The following is a 19054-nucleotide window of genomic DNA, read 5'->3' as shown; positions in this document are numbered from 1 at the left end:
GGTCTGTTAGTAATTTAAAAAGGAAGGGATTTAAATGAAATTAGTTGCAATCGATTTAGATGGAACATTGCTGTCAAAAGACAGTACGATTAGTGGGGAGAATGTAAAAGCGATTAATGAGGCGCAGGAGCAGGGGCATGTGATCACGATTGCTACGGGACGATCACTACACGACACGAAACGAATTCTGCAAAATGCTGGGCTAGAATGTCCAATGATTACTGGCAATGGGGCTGTTGTTTTCCATGAGGGAAATTCACTTAAAAACCTAGTGATTCCGGCAATTGTTTTGACGGAAATGCAGGAACTGCTGGAAAAAAACCACTTCTATTTTGAGATTTATACGAATAAAGGTGTCTTTATCCTACAAGAGGGTAGGGATTTATTGTACAAAGAAATTGAAGGAAATCAATTGAAGGCGATTGATTTCTCGCTGGAACAAATAACTACTGAAATTGAGATTCAATACAATCAATATGGTTTGCAGTATTTTACAGATTTTCAAAATATCGAATTCACCGAACTGGAGGTGTACAAGCTCTTTGTTCTCACGTTTGATATGAATAAAATGGTAAATCTTCAGGGGAAACTAATGGGACGAGAAGATATTTCACTTACGACTTCTGGTAAAGCGAAACTTGAAATTGGACATCCAGAAACAAGCAAAGGAAATGCACTTCTATTTTTTGCGGACTACTTGGGAATTTCAATTAAAGAAACGGTTACCATTGGTGATAATTTGAATGATCTATCCATGTTCGAAATTGCAGGAACGAGCATTGCAATGGAAAATGCAGAAGAAGCGGTTAAAAAGCAAAGTACGTATATAACAACCCATCATGATGAAAATGGTGTAGCCGAAGCACTCCGGAAATATGTTCTCAGTTGATACCTTATATATTGAAATAAAGAATCTCAATCGATCGCGCTTCGGCTACCATGAGAAATGCGTCTACGCTGGTACTTTCCGGATAGATCGCTGATATCTACTACATCAGTACAGTGTGTAAGGCATAATGTTAGGTACCTGTGCGTGACACTATTCAGTGAATATAGTGCAATTGTGTAATAATACAAAAAAATTAATACCTATGCGGTTTTTCTTTATTTTTTGTATGATTATTTGAACGTGTGAATTGCTCATCTTTGTGTCTGACACAGGTACCTCTTTTTTAGATCTATAATTTCACCAATTAAGTTAGAAGTAATTAGCCGCACCCCAGTCATCTTCTACTTCAATCAGAAAAATACGCTCATCAAATCCACCGCGTTTCTTCGCTTTATCCAAACGTGTTTTTTCAAGTTCTTCGACTGCATCTTCGTTTGCCTCAGTCGCTTTATACTCTGCTAATTCCTCGTGCATTATTTTAGTAATCTCACTGCTATATTCAGCATCAGTTAATAAGCGAGATGTGAATTTTCTGTTAGAATTTTCAATGATTTCTGGAATGCGATCGCGGACTTGTTTGTTGTAGGTTGGCACTATAGTCATTTCCTTGTGTTCATCGTCATATGAACTAATTAACTGAACACAGGAGGTTGGGCATATGTTGTTTGCGATGCATCGGATTGATAAGAAGATGGAATGGATTAATCGGCTATTAGCTCAACATTCTTCGGAGATTCGTAACCCCATCCACTCAATCCATTCCCCAATCATTTCTCCAATTAATGAAAGACATGCTATGATTAATACTATGAGTTTATTCGAGAATTCCCCCAAATTTCCTTCTATTAAAATAATCTGCTTATTTTCAGTATCTAATAAAATTTCAAAAACCACACCGTAAGAGTCATTGTATTCGTCTGGAAATGCGTACTATTATGAATTGTGTTGATGTTGTACGGTACACAGGCGGCATGTAAGAAGAAATATGGAAAAATAGATAGAGGAGTTGAGTGAGTTGGTTGATAAAGAAACCCAAGTACAGATTCTGCTTTATGGGAATGCATTAGTCTTTGCTTGTGAAACATTAGGTGTGAAAGATATGAGGACTCGTAAATATTCCGAAGTTTTTACAGTAAGTTATGAAGAAGTATATGAATATATTTCTATCCATGGCCTCCCACAAAGTGAGTCAACAAGCAAAGATACGCTAGTTGAAGGCTTCCATTATTTTAAGGAAGAAGGAAAATGGTATACCTTTTTTAAGGAAAGAGGCCATATCTCTTACGAAAAGAATTTTGATGATGAGGAGCTTGGAAAAAGATATATTGTCACTACCTTGCTGCAATTAAAAGGAACAGGTCTGTATTAAAGGGTAGTCTAACAGAAAAAACAGTTAGGAAGAGTGGTGCTACTATAGCGTTACTTTTCTTTTTTTCTAAGTGTCCTTTTACGAGTAGTTGTACTATAAAAAACGTAGATGCAGTTTACTGATGGAACATCTGCTGTTATGTGAAATTTTATAGTGAAAGGAAAAAAGTTTTACAGTCAAGACAGTGCAAGTAAAAGGTTGAGATGAAACGAGAAGTTTACAGTGTTTGAAATAGGTAGCATATACTTTTTGAAAACATAAGGAAACGCACTGAAACATCCCAGTGCGTTGATTATTCATCTATTTAACTTCTGCAAAACCTTGACTTTCTAGTAGTTCAACAGATTTTTTCATGCTAACGCCTTTTTCTTTAGGGTCTTCGCTAAAGGACATTCCCGGTAGGTTCTCGACATCTTCGAAATTGACAACCTCATAATCTATCGCTAAAGTTTCAACTGCTTTTGAATCATCATATTCTAGTTTATGCGTCAATCCATCGATATTTTGAAATTGTTCAATCATAGGAGCAAAAAGTTCTTTTGCTTCATCTTTTGATGCAAGACCAACTAAGTCATATTGAATAATATTTTCAGTTGTTTGCATGGTAACTTTATCTCCTTTAGCTGTGTAGATCATTGTGGTCATAATACCATCATGCTCTAACTCAAATGTTCTGGTTGCTTCCTTATCACCGCTACATGCTGTTAAAAATATAACGAGACCTACAATCGATATAATTCCTATTAATTTTTTCATTAGTCCACTCCTGTTAAATCAGATTTCGACATTTTAAATTTATGGAAACCATTATTAACCATACTACAATGTTGATAATTAAGAAAGATATTGAATTATCAACAAAGCAGAGAGCCAATTGACTAGCTATTTCGGGGTGTAATTTATGCAAAGCAAACTAAATCAAAACTGAACGGCTAATAAATGATCGGGCTTTCCCTTTTTTAGAGCAATAGTCTAACCTAGATTGTACGACGTCCTAATTCCTTCTGGACCATTTTAAGCATGGCCAACCGGAGCTTGCGCTCGTAAGGGTCAGTCTCAGATTCCGGCTTGGCGAGATAATCCTCATTGTACTTGATTTCGAGGTAGAGGATGTCTGTCGTCTCCATGACGGTGTGGCGTTTGGACTTCTCCACCTCTGCCTCGATTTTTCCCGCCTCATACTCCGCAGGGTCTCGATGGGCAATCTCCGAAAGAATGACCATAATCGATCTGGTGTCCGGTGACTTTTCGTTGTTTAGCAGCGTTAGCTGTTCATACAACTTCTTGTTGGTGAACTTTTTGACCCTAGCTTCCCTGTACCTCATAAATAAATTCACAATTGCTCCCCTTCAGACCAAATTAACTTATTTTAACATTTAATAAGTGCTTTTTAAACTGAAATCCACTTGTATAATGCAAAATAGCGCGCGTTAGTGATGGTTGCCTGTGCACCACACAATTCAAACATAATTCTGAGTCGTTCTATCCATGAAACTTTCATGTTTGCTGAAATAAACATTAAAGTTTTTGCACCATACAATAACCCGCACAATCATTTCAGCGATAGAAAAATCCCTCAACTGGCACGTCATAATCCATAAAAGCCTCGCTGAATAAAGCCTTACCAATGAGTTCGCGTAAGACACCTGAATAATAACCGGGCAGATTCCGGACTTTTTTCTGTTTGGTTGTTTGAACCGCAATACGAAGGGCATGCATGGCTAATTGCTCGAACAGTTCTCCTTTGTCTTCGTGAATACTGAATTTCAGCATTTGTAGGGACTGTTTCCGATAGACGCCGTAAAAATTACGTGCTAATTTACTTTCTCCGATTGTTGAAGAAAGAAGAGATTTCATTTTACCGAAAAGTGTAGTAGGCACAATTTCCGTAGGAGACGTTCTTTTAAGGTCTTTAGTCTTTATCGCTTTAGAAAGAAAAGCTTCGGTTTGTAGATTAGCGAGTTCAAACTTACTGCTAGAAGGCTTTTCGTCATTCTCTGGGGTGTTCAATTTCGACTGGTCATTAGTAGGTTTAATGACATAAATGTTAGCGCCTAGACCGCTCATAACGGGGCGGATATAGTGAATGCGTTCGATGATTTCGAGCTTTACTAATTTGCGGATGGCGCGTCGAACAGTTGCATTTGATTTCTTGATAGCCTTTTCGATGGTTTCGTGTTTCAAGTGGGCAGCGCCGTATTTAACGGAGTAACGACGAATCATATCGAGAACAGCCCGCTCTGTTTGGTTCATATCGTTCCAGTGCGTAAGTACATGTTGTCTTGTTGCCGCGTCTAGATCGTGTTTGTTTGTGAAGTATGCGTATTCAGATAGGTAAGTTGTCATAAAGAATATCCCCTTTATTCTTTATATAGAAGAAAAGTGGGGGAAAGGGGACATTTTTGTGAAAAAAGTTTTTAATTCGGCAATTGGGGAAAACGCCTATTGCTTTAATGATGGCTGTCTGTGAACCACACAATTCAAACACAATTCAGATTTTTTCACCATAAAACAATTCCGATTGTTGTAATAAACATGAAAGTTTCGTGCACCTAACAATAAAGTAGGGGGGGACGTCTGGGTGATGGACAAATTAAAGACTGTATCGTCCCATATTCCAAAGGGCATTGACGCTGAAATTACTTTTGAAGAACGTACCCGGAAACTGGACGAAGCGATTCGACTTGGGTATACCTATGGTTGACATAGGTACCTATTTTTATGGAACTTTTTTCGTATTATATGATATTATTGTAATAGTTGGAAAAGTAGATACATTGACTGGTTACCGACAACTGAGTGATTAACTTGGGGGGATATTATGAATGCAGAAAATAGTATGATATCGGGATTTTATGAAGGGATATTGATTACAATCAAGATGTTTATGACCTCTAGTGCGTTTCCAGTTGTCGTCATATTCATGATCTTGTGGATTATACTGCAGCGGAAAATGCCGGTTATTAAAGGGAAGTATGGGGAGTGGGTTGTAAAGACTAAGCTTCGGAGATTAGGGGATGCATACACTGTCTTCCATGATGTTTATATTCCGAATGGTGAGCGGGGACTGACGCAAGTAGATCAAATTGTGACCTCAGTGTATGGCGTGTTTGTCATCGAAACAAAACATTACAGCGGTTGGATTTTTGGTGATGAATTTAAACCCTATTGGACACAAGTTATTTATAAACGGAAAACAAAAATGTACAATCCAATCCGGCAAAATTATGGCCATGTTCAAGCTTTACTTACCTACATAGGACAAGAAGGAATGCAGGATGTCTGTTCCATCATCGCATTTTCATCTAACTCTACTTTTAAATTCAATAAGGGTTTCACCTCAGCACATGTCATACAGTTCCCTGATCTTCTAACGACAATCAGCCAGTACAAGGAGCAGCACATTAGTGAGGATACCGTGAAGGGGATCAATGAAAAGCTCGCGGAACTTTTGGCTCTATATAAAAAAGACAGGAAACTATTCAAGGCTGAGCACAAGCAATCGATTCGAAAAGCGAAAGATGCCAAGCAGACGGCGCGTTCACATACGAGCCATGCGAAAAATATATCCAAGACTGATGCCTCACTATTATATACTGCTTGTCCGAAGTGTAATGGGCAGTTGACCTTAAAGACAGGTAGATTCGGAAAATTTTACGGTTGCAGTAATTATCCTGATTGCCGGAATACGGAGAGTGTGAATCTGGATTAGCATCGGCGGAGTGTTTGATTTTAGTATAATTAATCGAATGTGTGAATTGTTCGTCTTTTTCTTGACACAGTATACCTCTTTTAATGGCTGGGGGATGGATGTTTAGAACTACATATGAATGATTAAGGCCCAGGTATTCAGAAATGGATGCTTGGGTTTTTGAAAATTTGTAATAGACGCTGGCACACCTGGTTAATTGCATGAAATGTAACCTGAAATCCGATACTAGCTATCATTGACGGGCTTCCTATTGAATCGATTTCGTTACTTGGGAGACGACCCATTTAGGGATGAAACAGAAATTAACGTCTCAAGTCATTGAAATGGTGAAGCCATACAGATTCACCGATTCCATGGTTCGTGGAGCCTTTCAATCTTTTACACATACACATGAATTCATTGAAAGGGTCACAGAAACGAGCATGATAGATACTTTCTCATATAAATCCCCTTTTGGCATTTTAGGAAAAGCAGCTAATCATTTGTTTTTGGAAAAGTATATGAGCCATTTTATTGCCCGCCATGCCCAAAAGGTAAAAAGAATTGCTGAAGCGACGAAATACTAATAGATATTAATTTTAGGTATCGATTCAGTAAATACAACTCAATTCAATTCAATAATAGTACAAAGTAATTCAATACCTATGCGATTTTTCTTTATTTTTAGTATAATTACTTTAACATTTGAATTGTTTGCCTTTTTGTCCGGCATAGGTACTTCTTTTGCGTTTTATTTTTTAACCGATACGGGATAGGTGCTGTCACCTATTCATACTTTCCTTTCAATGGGACAAACCTCACTTCATCCAACACTGCGGTATGGATTTCTCCATCTTCATCTTTTTCCAAGAGCAAGAGTTCCTGTAGGAGGGGTGTTCCTACTGGGATGATCATTTTCCCTCCGATACCTAGTTGGTCTATGAGTTCGCGTGGCACCTGGGTAGCAGCGGCGGTCACCATAATCCGGTTGTAAGGAGCGTGTTCTTCCCAACCGGTGCTACCGTCATCCAGCTTGAAATGGATGTTGGAGAAACCGGCCATTTCTAATCTTGCTTTTGCCCGTTCATGCAAGGCAGCAATTCGTTCGATTGAATAAACGGAGTTCGAGAAGGCGGCGAGTAGGGCGGTCTGGAAGCCGGAACCCGTTCCGATTTCCAGCACTTTTGAATAAGGCTGCAAATCGAGGGCCAATGTCATTTCGAGTACGAGGGAAGGCTGGGAAATGGTTTGTTCATGCCCAATCGGAATTGCTTCGTCCATATAGGCGAATTCCTTGTGCACATCCATGAAAAAGCTACGGTCCAGTTTTTGAAAATAGGTAATTATGTCTTGGTTTTGATTGGTCATTGTCCATGCTCCTTCGTTTAATAGTTACTAACATTGCACATTAATCATTACCGATAATGAGTATATGTAAACAACGGTAAGCGGACGGTACCTATAAATACATAGATCGAGGTGAAATATGAACATTTCGATGGATTATGGGCAACTTTATGGTTCTGGAATTAAACTAGGAAAATGGGAAGAAACGCACCCATCATTTACATGATTTTAGGTACGTTGTGCAAGAAGCTATCATGAATGTTTAAACTTTTATGATGTTTCTAAAGCGACTGACCGCATATTAAGTGGATTGCATGCGTACTTCAAAACAATTGGAAAAGGATATTTGGCTATTTTATAGAATACCAATAATATGCTGATCAAGAAGTGATATCAGGAAAGGATGTTAAAATCATGAAACCACATAAAGACCAAGCAGTGGACTTTCTACATCTTATCGTCTCTGGAAAGATTGACGAAGCCTATAAAAAATACGTAAGCCCAGATTTCCGCCATCATAATCCATATTTCCCGGGGGATGCGGATTCGCTTAAGCAAGCGATGGAAGAGAATGACGGTATCAGCCCAAACAAAACGCTCGAAGTGAAGCAGACGATTGAAGAGGGAGAAAACGTGATGGTTTATTCCCACATCAAACAGAAGGTGGAGGACCTAGGGGCAGCGGTTGTCCATATTTTCAGTTTTCATGAAGGCAAGATTGTTGAAATGTGGGATGTTGGCCAACCGGTGCCGGAAGATTCACCAAACGAGAATGGGATGTTTTGATGGCCTCGTTATTCAACATCCAGCCGGAAACCGCCTCTCGATATTGAACCTGTACTTGTTGGCGTAGGTGCTTTTTGGATTTATGCGTTTCTGGCTATTCAGCCTTAAGCAATGGTGAAAATATTCTCACACGTTATCATCGAATACATCAGCGAACTGATTTTTGGAACTAGAGGGGGAACACCATATGTCGATTGGAACAGAATATTTACGAGTTGTTCGAGAGCGGTTCATCGGGTTAAAGGGGCAAGGTGAAAAAACATTCGACCAGTTGAATGAGGATGATTTACATTGGACGTCAAACGACGATTCAAACAGCATCGCGATTCTTATTCTGCATTTAAGTGGAAATATGGTTTCGAGGTGGACGGATTTTCTGACGACGGACGGTGAAAAGCCGGACCGTAATCGTGATGGGGAATTCGAAACGAAAAGATTGTTAAAAGCGCAGCTGATGGATCATTGGGAACATGGCTGGCGCGTTTTTTTTGATGCGCTGGAAAGCTTGCATGAGCAAGACTTGGAAAAGAATATTCATATTCGCGGGCAGGCACATTCCGTCATAGATGCGATTGAGCGGCAAATGGCGCATTATGCTATCCATATTGGACAAGTCATGTTCATTGGAAAACAGATTAAAGGAGAGCAGTGGAAGAGTCTAAGCATTCCGAAGGGCGAATCTGACGCGTACTTGGCAAGGATGCTGAAGGGGAAATGAAAGTATAGGCGGACTACTGAGATATGATGCCTTACAGAAATGCAGGGTGTTTTTCTCATGTTATTGCTGTGAGTAAATACAAATAGTTTATGAGTATCTATAATTAATGGAATAGTGTGATTGTATTCTTTGTAGTGTGAAAATAATGTCGGAGGGGTAAATGGTGTATAAGATTGTGACTCTTACAGTTGAAAGAAACAACCCAGAACTGTACATACCCACTTTTTAGAGTAATTACTTACAGATGAAGTTTGTAGGTTTAGTGAAAAGATTGGAAGATTGAGTCCAACCCAATTTGAGATGAAAAACATCCTTGAATGAAAGATTCTAAGATGAAACTACAAGAGAAAAAGCAATTGATAATGTTCTGGCACTACAAATAAGCTGCAACAGATAAAGAGTAACATCAATAACTTTGTTTATGAAATTACTATTGTAATGCTCGACCAGATAAATAATTTGAGAGTCACAGATGGTGAAATTGAAGATGTACTCAACATGGAAAAAGGTTGTAGGGTTGTTGGAGAGGTTCTTTACTACTTGAATCTTGACTGGACAAATAAAAACTTTAAATATGAACAAGATCATCTACATCCAGATAATAGGTTTAGCGAAGGGAAGCCAGTATCTGTTAGTATGGAAGATTGGAGAATCTGGCGAGGCCTACGTAATCGACTACCTAATCTACATTTCTGTTTTAACGGGGAAGGAACCGATGGACCCTGTTATAAAATGAATTTTAGCCCAGTGGTGGTACCTGTATATTGAGCTAAAAACAACAAACACCGCTAGAGTTATCCTAGCGGTGTTTGTTATATTAAGTAAATTGTGGTGATGAAATTATATCGTTAATAATATTTTTGCGATAAACATTAATGAGTAAATAAAAAAATACTGTTACATAGCACCACTATCTACTAATATTTGCTCAATCTCTTTAAACCCTTTTTTTCGTGCATGTTGTAGAGGGGTGACATTATTTTTATCAGGAATAGTTACATCTGCTCCGTTATCTATAAGTAATTGTACAGTTTCCTGTTGTACTTGGTTTCCATTATTTAAAATGATTGCTTCCATTAAGGCTGTCCAACCGAGATTATTTACATGATTAACATCAATATCAGTCGAAGTAAGAAGTTCCTTGATAACATCGAGATATCCATGTTCGGAGGCAGGGATGAGAGCAGTTCCTCCATATCGGTTGGTAATAGTGGGGTCAGCACCGGCCTCGATTGTTAACTTTAGAATGTCCAAGTACCCCTCTGCGCCAGCATACAAGAAAGGATTGTTTTTCATGTCATCTTGGATATTGACGTCTGCACCGGCTTTAATTAAGGTTTTTGCCGTGACGACGTCATTATTATACGTAGCTAACATAGTGGCAGTACGACCGTTTTCATCCTGTACGTTTATATTTGCCCCTTTAGTAATCAGTCTACTTACGCTATTTGTATCTTTAAGTTCAACCGCATTAAGTAATTCTAGGTTCAATGTATTTTCCTCCCTTTTCTGTTCGGTAGGTATACCTTTCCCACCTGTAACGCAACCTTGTAAAATAAGAATACTTCCAGCCAGCATAATCAACCACTTCTTCATAAAGTGCTCCTTTTTAATTTCAATTACCTGCACGTGGAGCTACTCAGATCATTCGCTATAATTACATAATAATAGAATGAAGATCGGACAAATTGGCGAATGTCTGGTTTTATTGTATGGTCATTCACGTGTGTTAATTATTTGTCTTTGTGTCAAGCACAGATGCCCTCCACTTACTTATTCTTATGAAGAACACCCACTACACGAGCTACAACTACTCCCGGAGTCAGAGCTCCCTCCATCCGAAGGTGCACTTGGCATAGCTCCGGCGTCTGTTCCCACTTCAAACGAATTCACATTGGTGACAATTTCGTTCCATTCTTCTTTATAATCGAAGTCGGTTGCAAAGCCTGGTGATCCGTCTGCGAAAGCACCGGTCACTTTTTTCTTCTTCACTTGAACTGTTTCATACTCATAAAAGGCGAATAGTGAGGCACCATACCAATAGCCGTCTTTTCGTTTAACACGCTTTCCATTTGACTTCATCACTTGTTGTCGTGCGAATTTGAGAAAGGTAGCCAATGTATGTGTCGAGGCGGCATCGGATGAGTGACGCCCAAACGACTCAATGATTCCTTTTGGATCATTCACTATACGCTCTATCCATTTTGCATGTTCTTTCTTTTTTTGCGCGAATTTCCCCCATAGATGCGAGCGGGAAGTAACGTTGAAAAAAGAAAGATATAACACGTCGAACCAAGCGCGTTCATTTGGAAGAAGTGTTGGTGTTTCATGAGGGTGATGTTCAATCTGTTCACCAATGAAATCTAAACAGAATTGATTATACAGCTGCTCTTCTTCTAAAAAGAAGTGCCAAATATCGTCTACCTTTTTGGAAAACATCGGAAGTCTTTTTGAGATACCTGCTAACAAAAGAAATTTCTTGAGTTCATACCACTGTTCTCGCAGTTCGGCATCTGTTAGCGTACGATTTCTATTCTTTACACGCACATTTACAGTTTTCTCAATCTTCCTTGACCAGGCGCGATTGAATTGTCTGAAAAGTTGTTTGGTCTCTTTGTCTGCCCATGGCGGAGCAGTCAATTTCTTTGAATAGGAATATGGTTGACCCTTCATTATCAAAAAAAGGTTTGGACATACAAATACAAGAAAAACTCCTACAAATATCAAGTATGGTTCCATTTACTTTTCCCCCTTACGTAATGCTGATCTATTGTGTAAGAAGTGATTATAGAGTATTTATATTTATAGTAATTTTACCATAAAATGCATTTGTTTGTTTATTCGGGTGTGTTAATTGTTGGTCTTTGTAACTGACACAGGTACCATGGCAAGTTGCTATCAAGAATCTAAATCAATGCCAAAACGTTGTGCAATCAATGTTTTGGCATTTCATATTTTTAATAGATAATAAAATTAAGATTGATTCATGGGATTAATTTGCTCTGCGATATACGCTGAATCCAGGTATAGGCCATCTTTTAACCACCATATAATGACACCAATAATAGAGGCAGCTTTAATATCTGTATCTACAATGATTTTTCTTCCACTAATTTTAGATTGATTTCTGCGGGTTACTATTAAATCTTTCATCAACAAAAGTAAATGTTTTTCAACTTGTTCAAACTGTACTAAAGCAAGTATGTAACTTCTTTGATCAAGAAGATAATCCAATAGCTGTATCAAGTGCTCTTTTCGATTCCTATCAAAAATGGAAGTTAAGTTTTCTATTTTGTCAGTTAGCACTTGTAAAATATCACTTACCAAATGTTCCTTCAACTCATTGATATTTTGATAGTGTAAATAAAAGGTGGTCCGGTTCAAATTCGCTCTCTTTGTTAATTTTTGGATAGAAATTTGGTGTAGTAAGTGACCTTCTTGTAAAAGTGTTAGTAGGGCTTCCTTAAGCATTTCCTGTGTACGTATGGGACGAGAACCTTCTTTAAAAGTCATTTAAATTATTCCTTTTTTATATTTAATTTTCTGCTAATCGACAAAAATGACCTGATTGTATATGGGTTTTTTTCTTCTTCTGCTATGCTGTTTTTTAGACAATTCGTCGATAACAGGTACTATATGGGGAGGGATTTTATATGCAAAATGAAATATCGAGTAGTACTAAAAAATTGCTACTTATCATCATGATAACAGGAACCTTTTTTTCTACATTAAATCAAACATTGTTAAACGTTGCATTTAGTGATTTAATGGTTGTTTTTGATGTGAATGCTGCAACGATTCAATGGTTAGCCACAGGCTTTATGCTTGAAAACGGTGTGTTAGTACCCATTACAGCTTACTTAATGAAACGTTTTTCAACACGTCAGTTATTTATCAGCTCATTGTTATTTTACTAATCGGCTCTATTGTCGCAGCATGTGCGAATAATTTTGGTGTACTATTAACAGGTAGAATGGTTCAAGCTGTGGGTGCTGGTATTATCATTCCGTTAATGATGACTGTCATTGTATATTTATACCCTCCGGAAAAACGTGGCACAATTATGGGGAATGTTGGCTTCGCCATTATTTTTGCACCAGCAATTGCACCAACAATAGCAGGATTTATTTTAGAGTATTTATCCTGGCGATGGTTATTTATCATCATGATTCCTTTCGTAACATTGATTATTATTATAGCAAGTAAGTATTTAGTTAATGTTGCTGAAACGTCGTCAAAAGAAAAGCTCGACATAGTCAGTGTGATTTACTCAACTGTTGGCTTTGGATTCGTTCTATTTGGCTTTAGCAGTGCAGGCAGCCGAGGGTGGGATGATTTAATCGTTATTACATCAATTGTCGGAGGTTTGCTTGTAACGATATTGTTCTGTCATCGACAAATAAAGGCTACTGAACCTTTATTGAATTTAAATGTCTTCAAATTTAAAATATTTACGATGACGACAGTAGTTAATATTGCGATTACAATTTTAATGTATGCCGATTTAATATTACTGCCGATTTATTTGCAGGATGGACGAGGGTTTACAGCACTTGAAGCAGGATTGTTATTATTTCCGGGAGCTATTATCAATGCAACGCATTCCCCAGTAGCAGGTAAGCTATTCGATAAATATGGGGCAAAACCTTTATTCATTTTAGGAACGGGTTTAATTGCGATATCGATGTATGCAGTTATTGATTTATCACCAGAAACAACAACAGCATATATTTTAGTTCGTACAATTTTATTACGTATTGGTTTGGCGTTTATTACGATGCCGTTAAACACAGCTGCTTTAAATGCATTACCAAGAGAATTAGCCTCTCATGGATCGGCGATTAATAACACAATTCGCCAACTAGCTGGAGCAATTGGTACAGCAGTTATCATGACGATTTATTCTATTCAATTATTGGATGTTTCTTTAGAATCTACGACAGGTTATAGTAGTGCGGCGAGTAACACGTACTTCTATATGTTTGTTATCTCTATAATAGTGTTCATTATCACATGGTTCACGCCGAAAAAGACAAGTTAAAGTGAATTTTAGGTACCTGTTTTGAATTGTATTTTAGAAAAATAAAAGCACGCCATCTATGCTGTCAGCAAAACAGCAAGATGGCGTGTTTCAGTTGTACGTATTAAAATTTCTTTTTGAAGTACGGTGTTTTTTTCAGTGCGATACATACTGGTATAGCTATAAGCAAACCTACAACGTTTTGGATGATGTCTCCAGGAATTGATGCCATAGGAGCAATCCAGCTTTTGAACATAATCGCTTGCCCGATATAGTACACTGCGATCATCACGGGCATTGAAACAACTGCTCCCAAAATGTTTAACCCCATATTGTCGCCTCTATGGCCACTAGACCAAGCGATTTTCCCGACAATTAAGCCTTGTAATGCGCGGGAGATAATTGTCGTTGGTGCCCAAATTGCCCAGCCACCTAAGATATCGAATAAGCCCATTCCGATTGCTCCAGCAAGTGCCCCTTTTTTAGGACCGAATAAAATCGCTGCCATGAAAAGCATAGATGTCCCTAAGTGAATCAGTCCACCTTGCCCGAATGGTAACTTAATATTAATCAATGTTGCGGTGAAAATAAGTGCTGCTAAAATTGCGGTAATGACTAAATCAAATGTTTTCGTTCGTGGTTTTATATAGGCTTGTTTTTGTATATTTTGCATCTGCATCTTCCTCACTTTAATGAATATTTTGGTTGCTTTAACTTTAGCAAAGAGCTGACTATTGTTAAAGTGTCAATTTCATTGAAGTGTAAAGGGTCAGATTGTTTTGTCGGTAAATTAATAGTTTTTGGTGCATTTTCGCCTCTGCCTTATTATGATACGATGAAGAGAGTACAAGTAGGATTAGTTAGGTGGCGAATGTGATTAAAAAAGTTGCTGTAATTCAGGATATGTCATCTTTTGGGAAATGCTCGTTAACGGCTGCAATTCCTGTGCTATCAGTGATGGGTGTACAGGCAGTTCCATTGCCAACTGCGATTTTAACGGCGCAGACTGGGTATCCAAGCTTTTATTGTGAGGATTTAACGTCAAAAATGGACTATTTTGTGGAGGAATGGAGAAAGCTTGGTGCAACCTTTGATGGCATACATACAGGCTTTGTGACAGGAAAAGAGCAAATTGATAACATATTTCAGTTTTTACACGTGTTTCATTCGAGTGAAACGAAGCTGCTTGTCGATCCGGTAATGGGCGATACGGGCGAGGTATATAAAATGTTTACAGGCGAGTTACTTGATCGTATGAAGGATTTAGTGAAGTCCGCTGACATTATTACGCCAAATATTACAGAGTGTTGCTTGCTTACAGGGTTGTCGTATGAGAAGCTACAGAGCTATCAAAATGAGTCAGATTATATTCAGGTGCTAGAGGAGGCGGGCCATCAGCTACAGCATGAAACAGGGGCGAACGTCATAATTACTGGTTTGAATCCGCCGTCAGCAGATGCGAACAAACGCTATGTAGGCAATATGTATGTCGATGCAAATCGCTCATTTTATAGTATCCGTGACTATAATGGCGAGAGTTATTCGGGAACTGGTGATTTGTTTGCATCGGTCATAATGGGTGGAATGATGCGTGGACAGGACATAGTGGAGTCCATGAAGCTTGCGGAGGCGTTTTTAGCCGCTGCGATAGAAGCTACGACAAAAGAGCAAATTCCGAACGAGGCAGGCGTGAATTTCGAACAATTTTTGCGAATGTTGCTTTAGGTGGTTGACAGTTAACTGGAAATTGCGACCGATGTTCGGAGTCGTTTCTAAATTGAAAGTGTGACTGTCATCTATCATGACCTACAATATGGTTTAACAATACGTACAAGAGCAGTATACTTCCTTTGGAATAGGGAGGTATACTGCTTTTTGCGTAATAAAGAGCTTTATTCCACACATCATTAATTTAAAGTATCCGGTTCTGAAACTATTCGAAATTCAACGAGAACCTGCTACCCATTATCGCTAAGCCTTAGGTCTTAGAAAAGGATAATACTAAGGTTCAATGTGGAATATATTCCTATTTTATACAATAGAGATGCAACTAAAACGATGGAAGGGAGCATATACTTTCAAGTCTGATTTTTTGAATTACTTTAGTTTTTAGGAGGAGACTTTTTATGTCGATATTTACCAAATGGTCTTTTGGTAACAGGGCCGCTGTAGCTGCATTAACCATTTTAATAATAGTGATAGGCGTCGTCAGTTATTTTAGACTACCTATGGAGTTTTTACCATCTGCCGATAATCCGCAAGTCACTATTATTTCCATGGGTCAGGGAACTGACTCCAAAACAATGGAATCCGAAGTAACCATCCCGATTGAAAGAGCAATTACGGGATTAAATGGTAAAACCTCAGTCTACTCTACAACTGGAGATGGATTTTCAAAAGTGGATCTGTTCTTCGAGGCAGGAACTGATATGAAACAAGCCAAACAGGACGTACAAGAAGCGTTAAGTAATGTAGCTTTGCCTCTCTATCTCTCCAAGCCGACAATCTCACAGCTAAATACTTCTATGATTCCAATTGCTAACATTGCCGTCAGCTTTAATGAAGGTTTGACTACCGAAAATCTGGATTTTGCACGTGAAAAACTTCCATCTCTCTATCAAGAAATTAAAGGGGTTTCCAAAGTAGATGTCTATGGGATTACAGATTCCATCATTTCAGTCAAGATTGATGATGGAAAATTAGCTGAAAATCAGATTTCTCTTCAATCGGTTATGGGGATTCTCCAAGGTCAAAATACTGCTGTAGCTGTCGGTGAAAAGATGATCGATGGAAAAACAAGTAATATTAAAGTAATAGGTGATTTAACAAGCATCGAAAAATTGAAAGGTTTAACGATTACACCTGATTTAACGCTTGCGGATATTGCAACGGTTGAAGAAACAAAAGATGCGAATTTCATTAGCCGTTTCAACGGTAAGGATAGCTTAGATATTAGCATCACAAAGGATAGTCAATCCAATGCAGTGACTATTAGCAAAGAAATTGAAAAAGTAACAAAGGAAATCAATGAAAAGTATAATCAGCAAGAATCTGTTATTTATATATCCTCTGCTGATTTGGTAGAAAATTCTGTTCATACGATGATAAAAGAAGTACTCCTTGGCGCACTGTTTGCAGCGATTGTCATTATGCTCTTCCTACGAAATATCCGTTCTACCTTTATTACCATTGTATCGATTCCTTTATCCCTTTGCTTCACACTATTTCTACTGTCATGGTCTGGGGTGACATTGAATATTTTAACACTTGGCGGTGTCGCTGTTGCAGTTGGGCGTCTAGTTGACGACAGTATTGTCGTCATCGAAAATATTTTCCGCAAAATGCAAACAGAGAAATTCTCCGTCCAAATGATTATTGGTGCAACGAAACAAGTAGGAGTCGCTATTACTGCTTCTACATTAACAACAGTAGCCGTATTCTTACCGATGAGCTTATTAAATGGGGGCCTTCAAGAATTCCTTTTACCATTCGCTTTAACGGTTACCTATTCTTTGCTCGCATCTCTGCTCGTCGCTTTGACGGTTGTTCCGTTAATGAGTGCGGGATTATTGAAGAATACAAAGTTGCCTGAACATAAGCCTGCCGTTCGTTTTCCAAAAATGGTTACATGGTCCTTAAACCATAAATGGATTGTCTTCTCGATTTCCATCTTCCTTTTCATCGGATCCATCGCTACTTACTTTGTCATCCCAAAAGGTGCAGTTGATAGCTCCTCTGCAGACTATGTCTTGACCACGCTAAGTTACCCGAATGATACATCACTTGAAAAAGTAAAGGAAAAAACAATGGAACTGGAGTCATCTATTCAAAAAATGGATGAAGTAAAACATGTTTTTTCACAGGTAGGTTCTCCAGCTGAAGCGGCACAATATGGCTGGGTTGGATCACCGACTGAAGCAACGTTCAGTATTTTATTAGAAGATAAAAATGATACAGAACACATCGTAAAAGAAATGGAAAAGAAAAAAGATCAATATCCTGATGCCCTCTTAGAAGTAACTACCTCTTCCTTTATGATGGGAGGAGCAAGTACGAATATTATCATTGATGTAGTAGGTGATAATTTAGCAGACTTAGAAGATGTGGCAACTACTATAAAAGAAAAAGTACAGATCCTTGAAGGCGTAGAGGAAGTTACGACCAATCAAGATGAAAAGAAAACAGTATACTCCCTCGTTGTAGACCCAACAAAAGGAAACACCGAACAAATTGCACAACAGTTAGGAGTGATGTTAAATAAGACACCAATTGGAACGATTAGTTTAGATGATAAACAAAAAACTGTATTTCTAGAACCTCTCCTAGATACAAAAACACCTGAAGACATAGAAAATATACCAGTCATGACTGATACGGGTCTTGTCCCTGTATCATCCATTGCTAAGTTACAAAGTGAAGAGCGTTCAACTAACCAGTTCCATAAAGATGGGGATGCCTACCTCCGAGTAACAGCTTCAGTTGATCCAGCCAAGCTATCGGAAATTTCGAAGGCAGTAAATCTAGAAATTTCCGGCGATAACAATGACAAAAAAGGCATAGATCTTCCGGAGAATGTCGATGTTCTAGTTGGAGGATCAAGTAGCCAACAAGCAGATGATTTTACAGATTTATTTCTCATTATGCTTGTTTCCATCGGGATTGTATTTTTAATAATGGTTATCACATTTAAGTCAATCAAAGCGCCAATCGCTATTCTTTGCTCTCTACCACTAGCTGCAATAGGAGCCATTTTAGGAATTCTTATCAGTGGAATACCAGTTGATATCACGGCACTTCTAGGAGCATTAATGCTAATTGGTATCGTCGTAACAAATGCGATTGTACTTTTAGACCGAGTAAAACAAAATGAACAAAAAATGATTATTCGTGATGCGCTTGTTGAAGCAACCGCAACAAGGATGAGACCGATTTTCATGACCGCGATTGCAACTATCTGTGCGATGCTTCCACTTTTAGTGAAACAGGCAGAAACAGGAAGTTTAGTATCACAAAGTCTCGCGATTGTTGTTATCGGTGGATTAGCCATGGCGACCCTGCTAACTCTGATTGTTATCCCTTGTATATATGAATTGCTTTATTTTAGAAAGTCTAAGAAACAGCGAATTAGTCAGGCTGCTGAACAAGATATTTCCATATAATAAAAAACCAGACCTTAGCTTAAACGCTATTGGTCTGTTTGTTATTGTTCGTTCTTGCTTCTTATTATTCAGCGT

At 38.3% G+C, this 19054-nt stretch carries 18 protein-coding genes and 1 pseudogene; 10 read left to right on the top strand and 9 right to left on the bottom strand.

The features are described from left to right. Positions 1-34: 34 nt before the first annotated feature. Complete coding sequence (locus ACGLYD_RS11795; RefSeq protein ID WP_399628036.1) at positions 35-889, top strand: Cof-type HAD-IIB family hydrolase; 855 nt, start codon at positions 35-37, stop codon at positions 887-889. A gap of 309 nt (positions 890-1198) precedes the next feature. Here the strand turns inward: ACGLYD_RS11795 and ACGLYD_RS11790 are convergent, their stop codons facing one another. After that, positions 1199-1483, bottom strand: coding sequence for a nucleoside triphosphate pyrophosphohydrolase (locus ACGLYD_RS11790; protein ID WP_187045314.1), 285 nt, complete (start codon positions 1481-1483; stop codon positions 1199-1201). 421 nt (positions 1484-1904) lie between these two features. On the opposite strand from ACGLYD_RS11790, the gene ACGLYD_RS11785 reads away from it, so the two are divergent. Continuing rightward, on the top strand, positions 1905-2258 hold the full coding sequence (locus ACGLYD_RS11785) for a hypothetical protein (protein ID WP_187045313.1): 354 nt from the start codon (positions 1905-1907) through the stop codon (positions 2256-2258). A gap of 300 nt (positions 2259-2558) precedes the next feature. Here the strand turns inward: ACGLYD_RS11785 and ACGLYD_RS11780 are convergent, their stop codons facing one another. From ACGLYD_RS11780 to ACGLYD_RS11770, 3 genes are all read right to left on the bottom strand, one after another. Beyond that, positions 2559-3014, bottom strand: a complete 456-nt coding sequence (locus ACGLYD_RS11780; RefSeq protein WP_187045312.1) for a YehR family lipoprotein — start codon at positions 3012-3014, stop codon at positions 2559-2561. Between the two features lie 221 nt (positions 3015-3235). Then, positions 3236-3595: a hypothetical protein gene (locus tag ACGLYD_RS11775; RefSeq protein WP_354312530.1), complete on the bottom strand. Its 360-nt coding sequence runs from the start codon at positions 3593-3595 to the stop codon at positions 3236-3238. A gap of 220 nt (positions 3596-3815) precedes the next feature. Beyond that, the gene (locus tag ACGLYD_RS11770; RefSeq protein WP_399628030.1) at positions 3816-4604 is read right to left on the bottom strand and encodes a helix-turn-helix domain-containing protein; all 789 of its coding nucleotides are present in this window, start codon (positions 4602-4604) and stop codon (positions 3816-3818) included. A 235-nt stretch (positions 4605-4839) separates the two neighbouring features. Between ACGLYD_RS11770 and ACGLYD_RS11765 the strand changes: the two genes are divergently transcribed. The 3 genes from ACGLYD_RS11765 (at position 4840) to ACGLYD_RS11755 (ending at position 6536) form a co-directional block, all read left to right on the top strand. Beyond that, the gene (locus tag ACGLYD_RS11765; protein ID WP_340767521.1) at positions 4840-4962 is read left to right on the top strand and encodes a hypothetical protein; all 123 of its coding nucleotides are present in this window, start codon (positions 4840-4842) and stop codon (positions 4960-4962) included. Positions 4963-5079: 117 nt separating this feature from the next. Then, complete coding sequence (locus tag ACGLYD_RS11760; protein WP_399628027.1) at positions 5080-5970, top strand: NERD domain-containing protein; 891 nt, start codon at positions 5080-5082, stop codon at positions 5968-5970. 290 nt (positions 5971-6260) lie between these two features. Continuing rightward, positions 6261-6536, top strand: a complete 276-nt coding sequence (locus ACGLYD_RS11755; RefSeq protein WP_399628024.1) for a hypothetical protein — start codon at positions 6261-6263, stop codon at positions 6534-6536. Between the two features lie 199 nt (positions 6537-6735). Here ACGLYD_RS11755 and ACGLYD_RS11750 read toward each other — a convergent pair whose 3' ends face one another. Then, complete coding sequence (locus tag ACGLYD_RS11750; RefSeq protein WP_399628021.1) at positions 6736-7317, bottom strand: protein-L-isoaspartate(D-aspartate) O-methyltransferase; 582 nt, start codon at positions 7315-7317, stop codon at positions 6736-6738. 393 nt (positions 7318-7710) lie between these two features. Between ACGLYD_RS11750 and ACGLYD_RS11745 the strand changes: the two genes are divergently transcribed. Beyond that, positions 7711-8082: an ester cyclase gene (locus ACGLYD_RS11745; RefSeq protein WP_067210937.1), complete on the top strand. Its 372-nt coding sequence runs from the start codon at positions 7711-7713 to the stop codon at positions 8080-8082. A 187-nt stretch (positions 8083-8269) separates the two neighbouring features. Continuing rightward, positions 8270-8800: a DUF1572 family protein gene (locus ACGLYD_RS11740; protein WP_399628017.1), complete on the top strand. Its 531-nt coding sequence runs from the start codon at positions 8270-8272 to the stop codon at positions 8798-8800. A gap of 897 nt (positions 8801-9697) precedes the next feature. On the opposite strand, the gene ACGLYD_RS11735 is transcribed toward ACGLYD_RS11740, so the two are convergent. The 3 genes from ACGLYD_RS11735 to ACGLYD_RS11725 form a co-directional block, all read right to left on the bottom strand. Then, the gene (locus ACGLYD_RS11735; RefSeq protein WP_338655970.1) at positions 9698-10396 is read right to left on the bottom strand and encodes an ankyrin repeat domain-containing protein; all 699 of its coding nucleotides are present in this window, start codon (positions 10394-10396) and stop codon (positions 9698-9700) included. Positions 10397-10579: 183 nt separating this feature from the next. After that, positions 10580-11539 (bottom strand): hypothetical protein, encoded by a 960-nt coding sequence (locus tag ACGLYD_RS11730; protein WP_067210929.1) that lies wholly within the window; start codon positions 11537-11539, stop codon positions 10580-10582. A gap of 234 nt (positions 11540-11773) precedes the next feature. Next, complete coding sequence (locus ACGLYD_RS11725; protein ID WP_187045303.1) at positions 11774-12313, bottom strand: TetR/AcrR family transcriptional regulator; 540 nt, start codon at positions 12311-12313, stop codon at positions 11774-11776. 140 nt (positions 12314-12453) lie between these two features. On the opposite strand from ACGLYD_RS11725, the pseudogene ACGLYD_RS11720 reads away from it, so the two are divergent. Then, positions 12454-13841 (top strand): annotated as a pseudogene (locus ACGLYD_RS11720) (DHA2 family efflux MFS transporter permease subunit). Positions 13842-13944: 103 nt separating this feature from the next. Here the strand turns inward: ACGLYD_RS11720 and ACGLYD_RS11715 are convergent. After that, positions 13945-14493, bottom strand: a complete 549-nt coding sequence (locus ACGLYD_RS11715) for an ECF transporter S component (protein WP_340742448.1) — start codon at positions 14491-14493, stop codon at positions 13945-13947. A gap of 203 nt (positions 14494-14696) precedes the next feature. On the opposite strand from ACGLYD_RS11715, the gene ACGLYD_RS11710 reads away from it, so the two are divergent. Then, the gene (locus tag ACGLYD_RS11710) at positions 14697-15545 is read left to right on the top strand and encodes a pyridoxamine kinase (protein WP_399633205.1); all 849 of its coding nucleotides are present in this window, start codon (positions 14697-14699) and stop codon (positions 15543-15545) included. Between the two features lie 401 nt (positions 15546-15946). Continuing rightward, on the top strand, positions 15947-18979 hold the full coding sequence (locus ACGLYD_RS11705; protein ID WP_399628012.1) for an efflux RND transporter permease subunit: 3033 nt from the start codon (positions 15947-15949) through the stop codon (positions 18977-18979). Positions 18980-19054 lie beyond the last annotated feature (75 nt).

The sequence above is a fragment of the Sporosarcina sp. SG10008 genome, from assembly GCF_044569405.1.
Classification (GTDB): Bacteria; Bacillota; Bacilli; order Bacillales_A; family Planococcaceae; genus Sporosarcina; species Sporosarcina psychrophila.
Note: the sequence above shows the minus strand (reverse complement) of the source record. Positions and strands in the feature narration are given on the sequence as shown.

Coding starts and splice junctions, on each gene's coding strand:
- ACGLYD_RS11780 (WP_187045312.1), bottom strand. CDS start 3,014: ATGAAAAAATTAATAGGAATTATATCGATTGTAGGTCTCGTTATATTT.
- ACGLYD_RS11760 (WP_399628027.1), top strand. CDS start 5,080: ATGAATGCAGAAAATAGTATGATATCGGGATTTTATGAAGGGATATTG.
- ACGLYD_RS11795 (WP_399628036.1), top strand. CDS start 35: ATGAAATTAGTTGCAATCGATTTAGATGGAACATTGCTGTCAAAAGAC.
- ACGLYD_RS11715 (WP_340742448.1), bottom strand. CDS start 14,493: ATGCAAAATATACAAAAACAAGCCTATATAAAACCACGAACGAAAACA.
- ACGLYD_RS11725 (WP_187045303.1), bottom strand. CDS start 12,313: ATGACTTTTAAAGAAGGTTCTCGTCCCATACGTACACAGGAAATGCTT.
- ACGLYD_RS11730 (WP_067210929.1), bottom strand. CDS start 11,539: ATGGAACCATACTTGATATTTGTAGGAGTTTTTCTTGTATTTGTATGT.
- ACGLYD_RS11735 (WP_338655970.1), bottom strand. CDS start 10,396: ATGAAGAAGTGGTTGATTATGCTGGCTGGAAGTATTCTTATTTTACAA.
- ACGLYD_RS11705 (WP_399628012.1), top strand. CDS start 15,947: ATGTCGATATTTACCAAATGGTCTTTTGGTAACAGGGCCGCTGTAGCT.
- ACGLYD_RS11745 (WP_067210937.1), top strand. CDS start 7,711: ATGAAACCACATAAAGACCAAGCAGTGGACTTTCTACATCTTATCGTC.
- ACGLYD_RS11755 (WP_399628024.1), top strand. CDS start 6,261: ATGAAACAGAAATTAACGTCTCAAGTCATTGAAATGGTGAAGCCATAC.
- ACGLYD_RS11770 (WP_399628030.1), bottom strand. CDS start 4,604: ATGACAACTTACCTATCTGAATACGCATACTTCACAAACAAACACGAT.
- ACGLYD_RS11740 (WP_399628017.1), top strand. CDS start 8,270: ATGTCGATTGGAACAGAATATTTACGAGTTGTTCGAGAGCGGTTCATC.
- ACGLYD_RS11750 (WP_399628021.1), bottom strand. CDS start 7,317: ATGACCAATCAAAACCAAGACATAATTACCTATTTTCAAAAACTGGAC.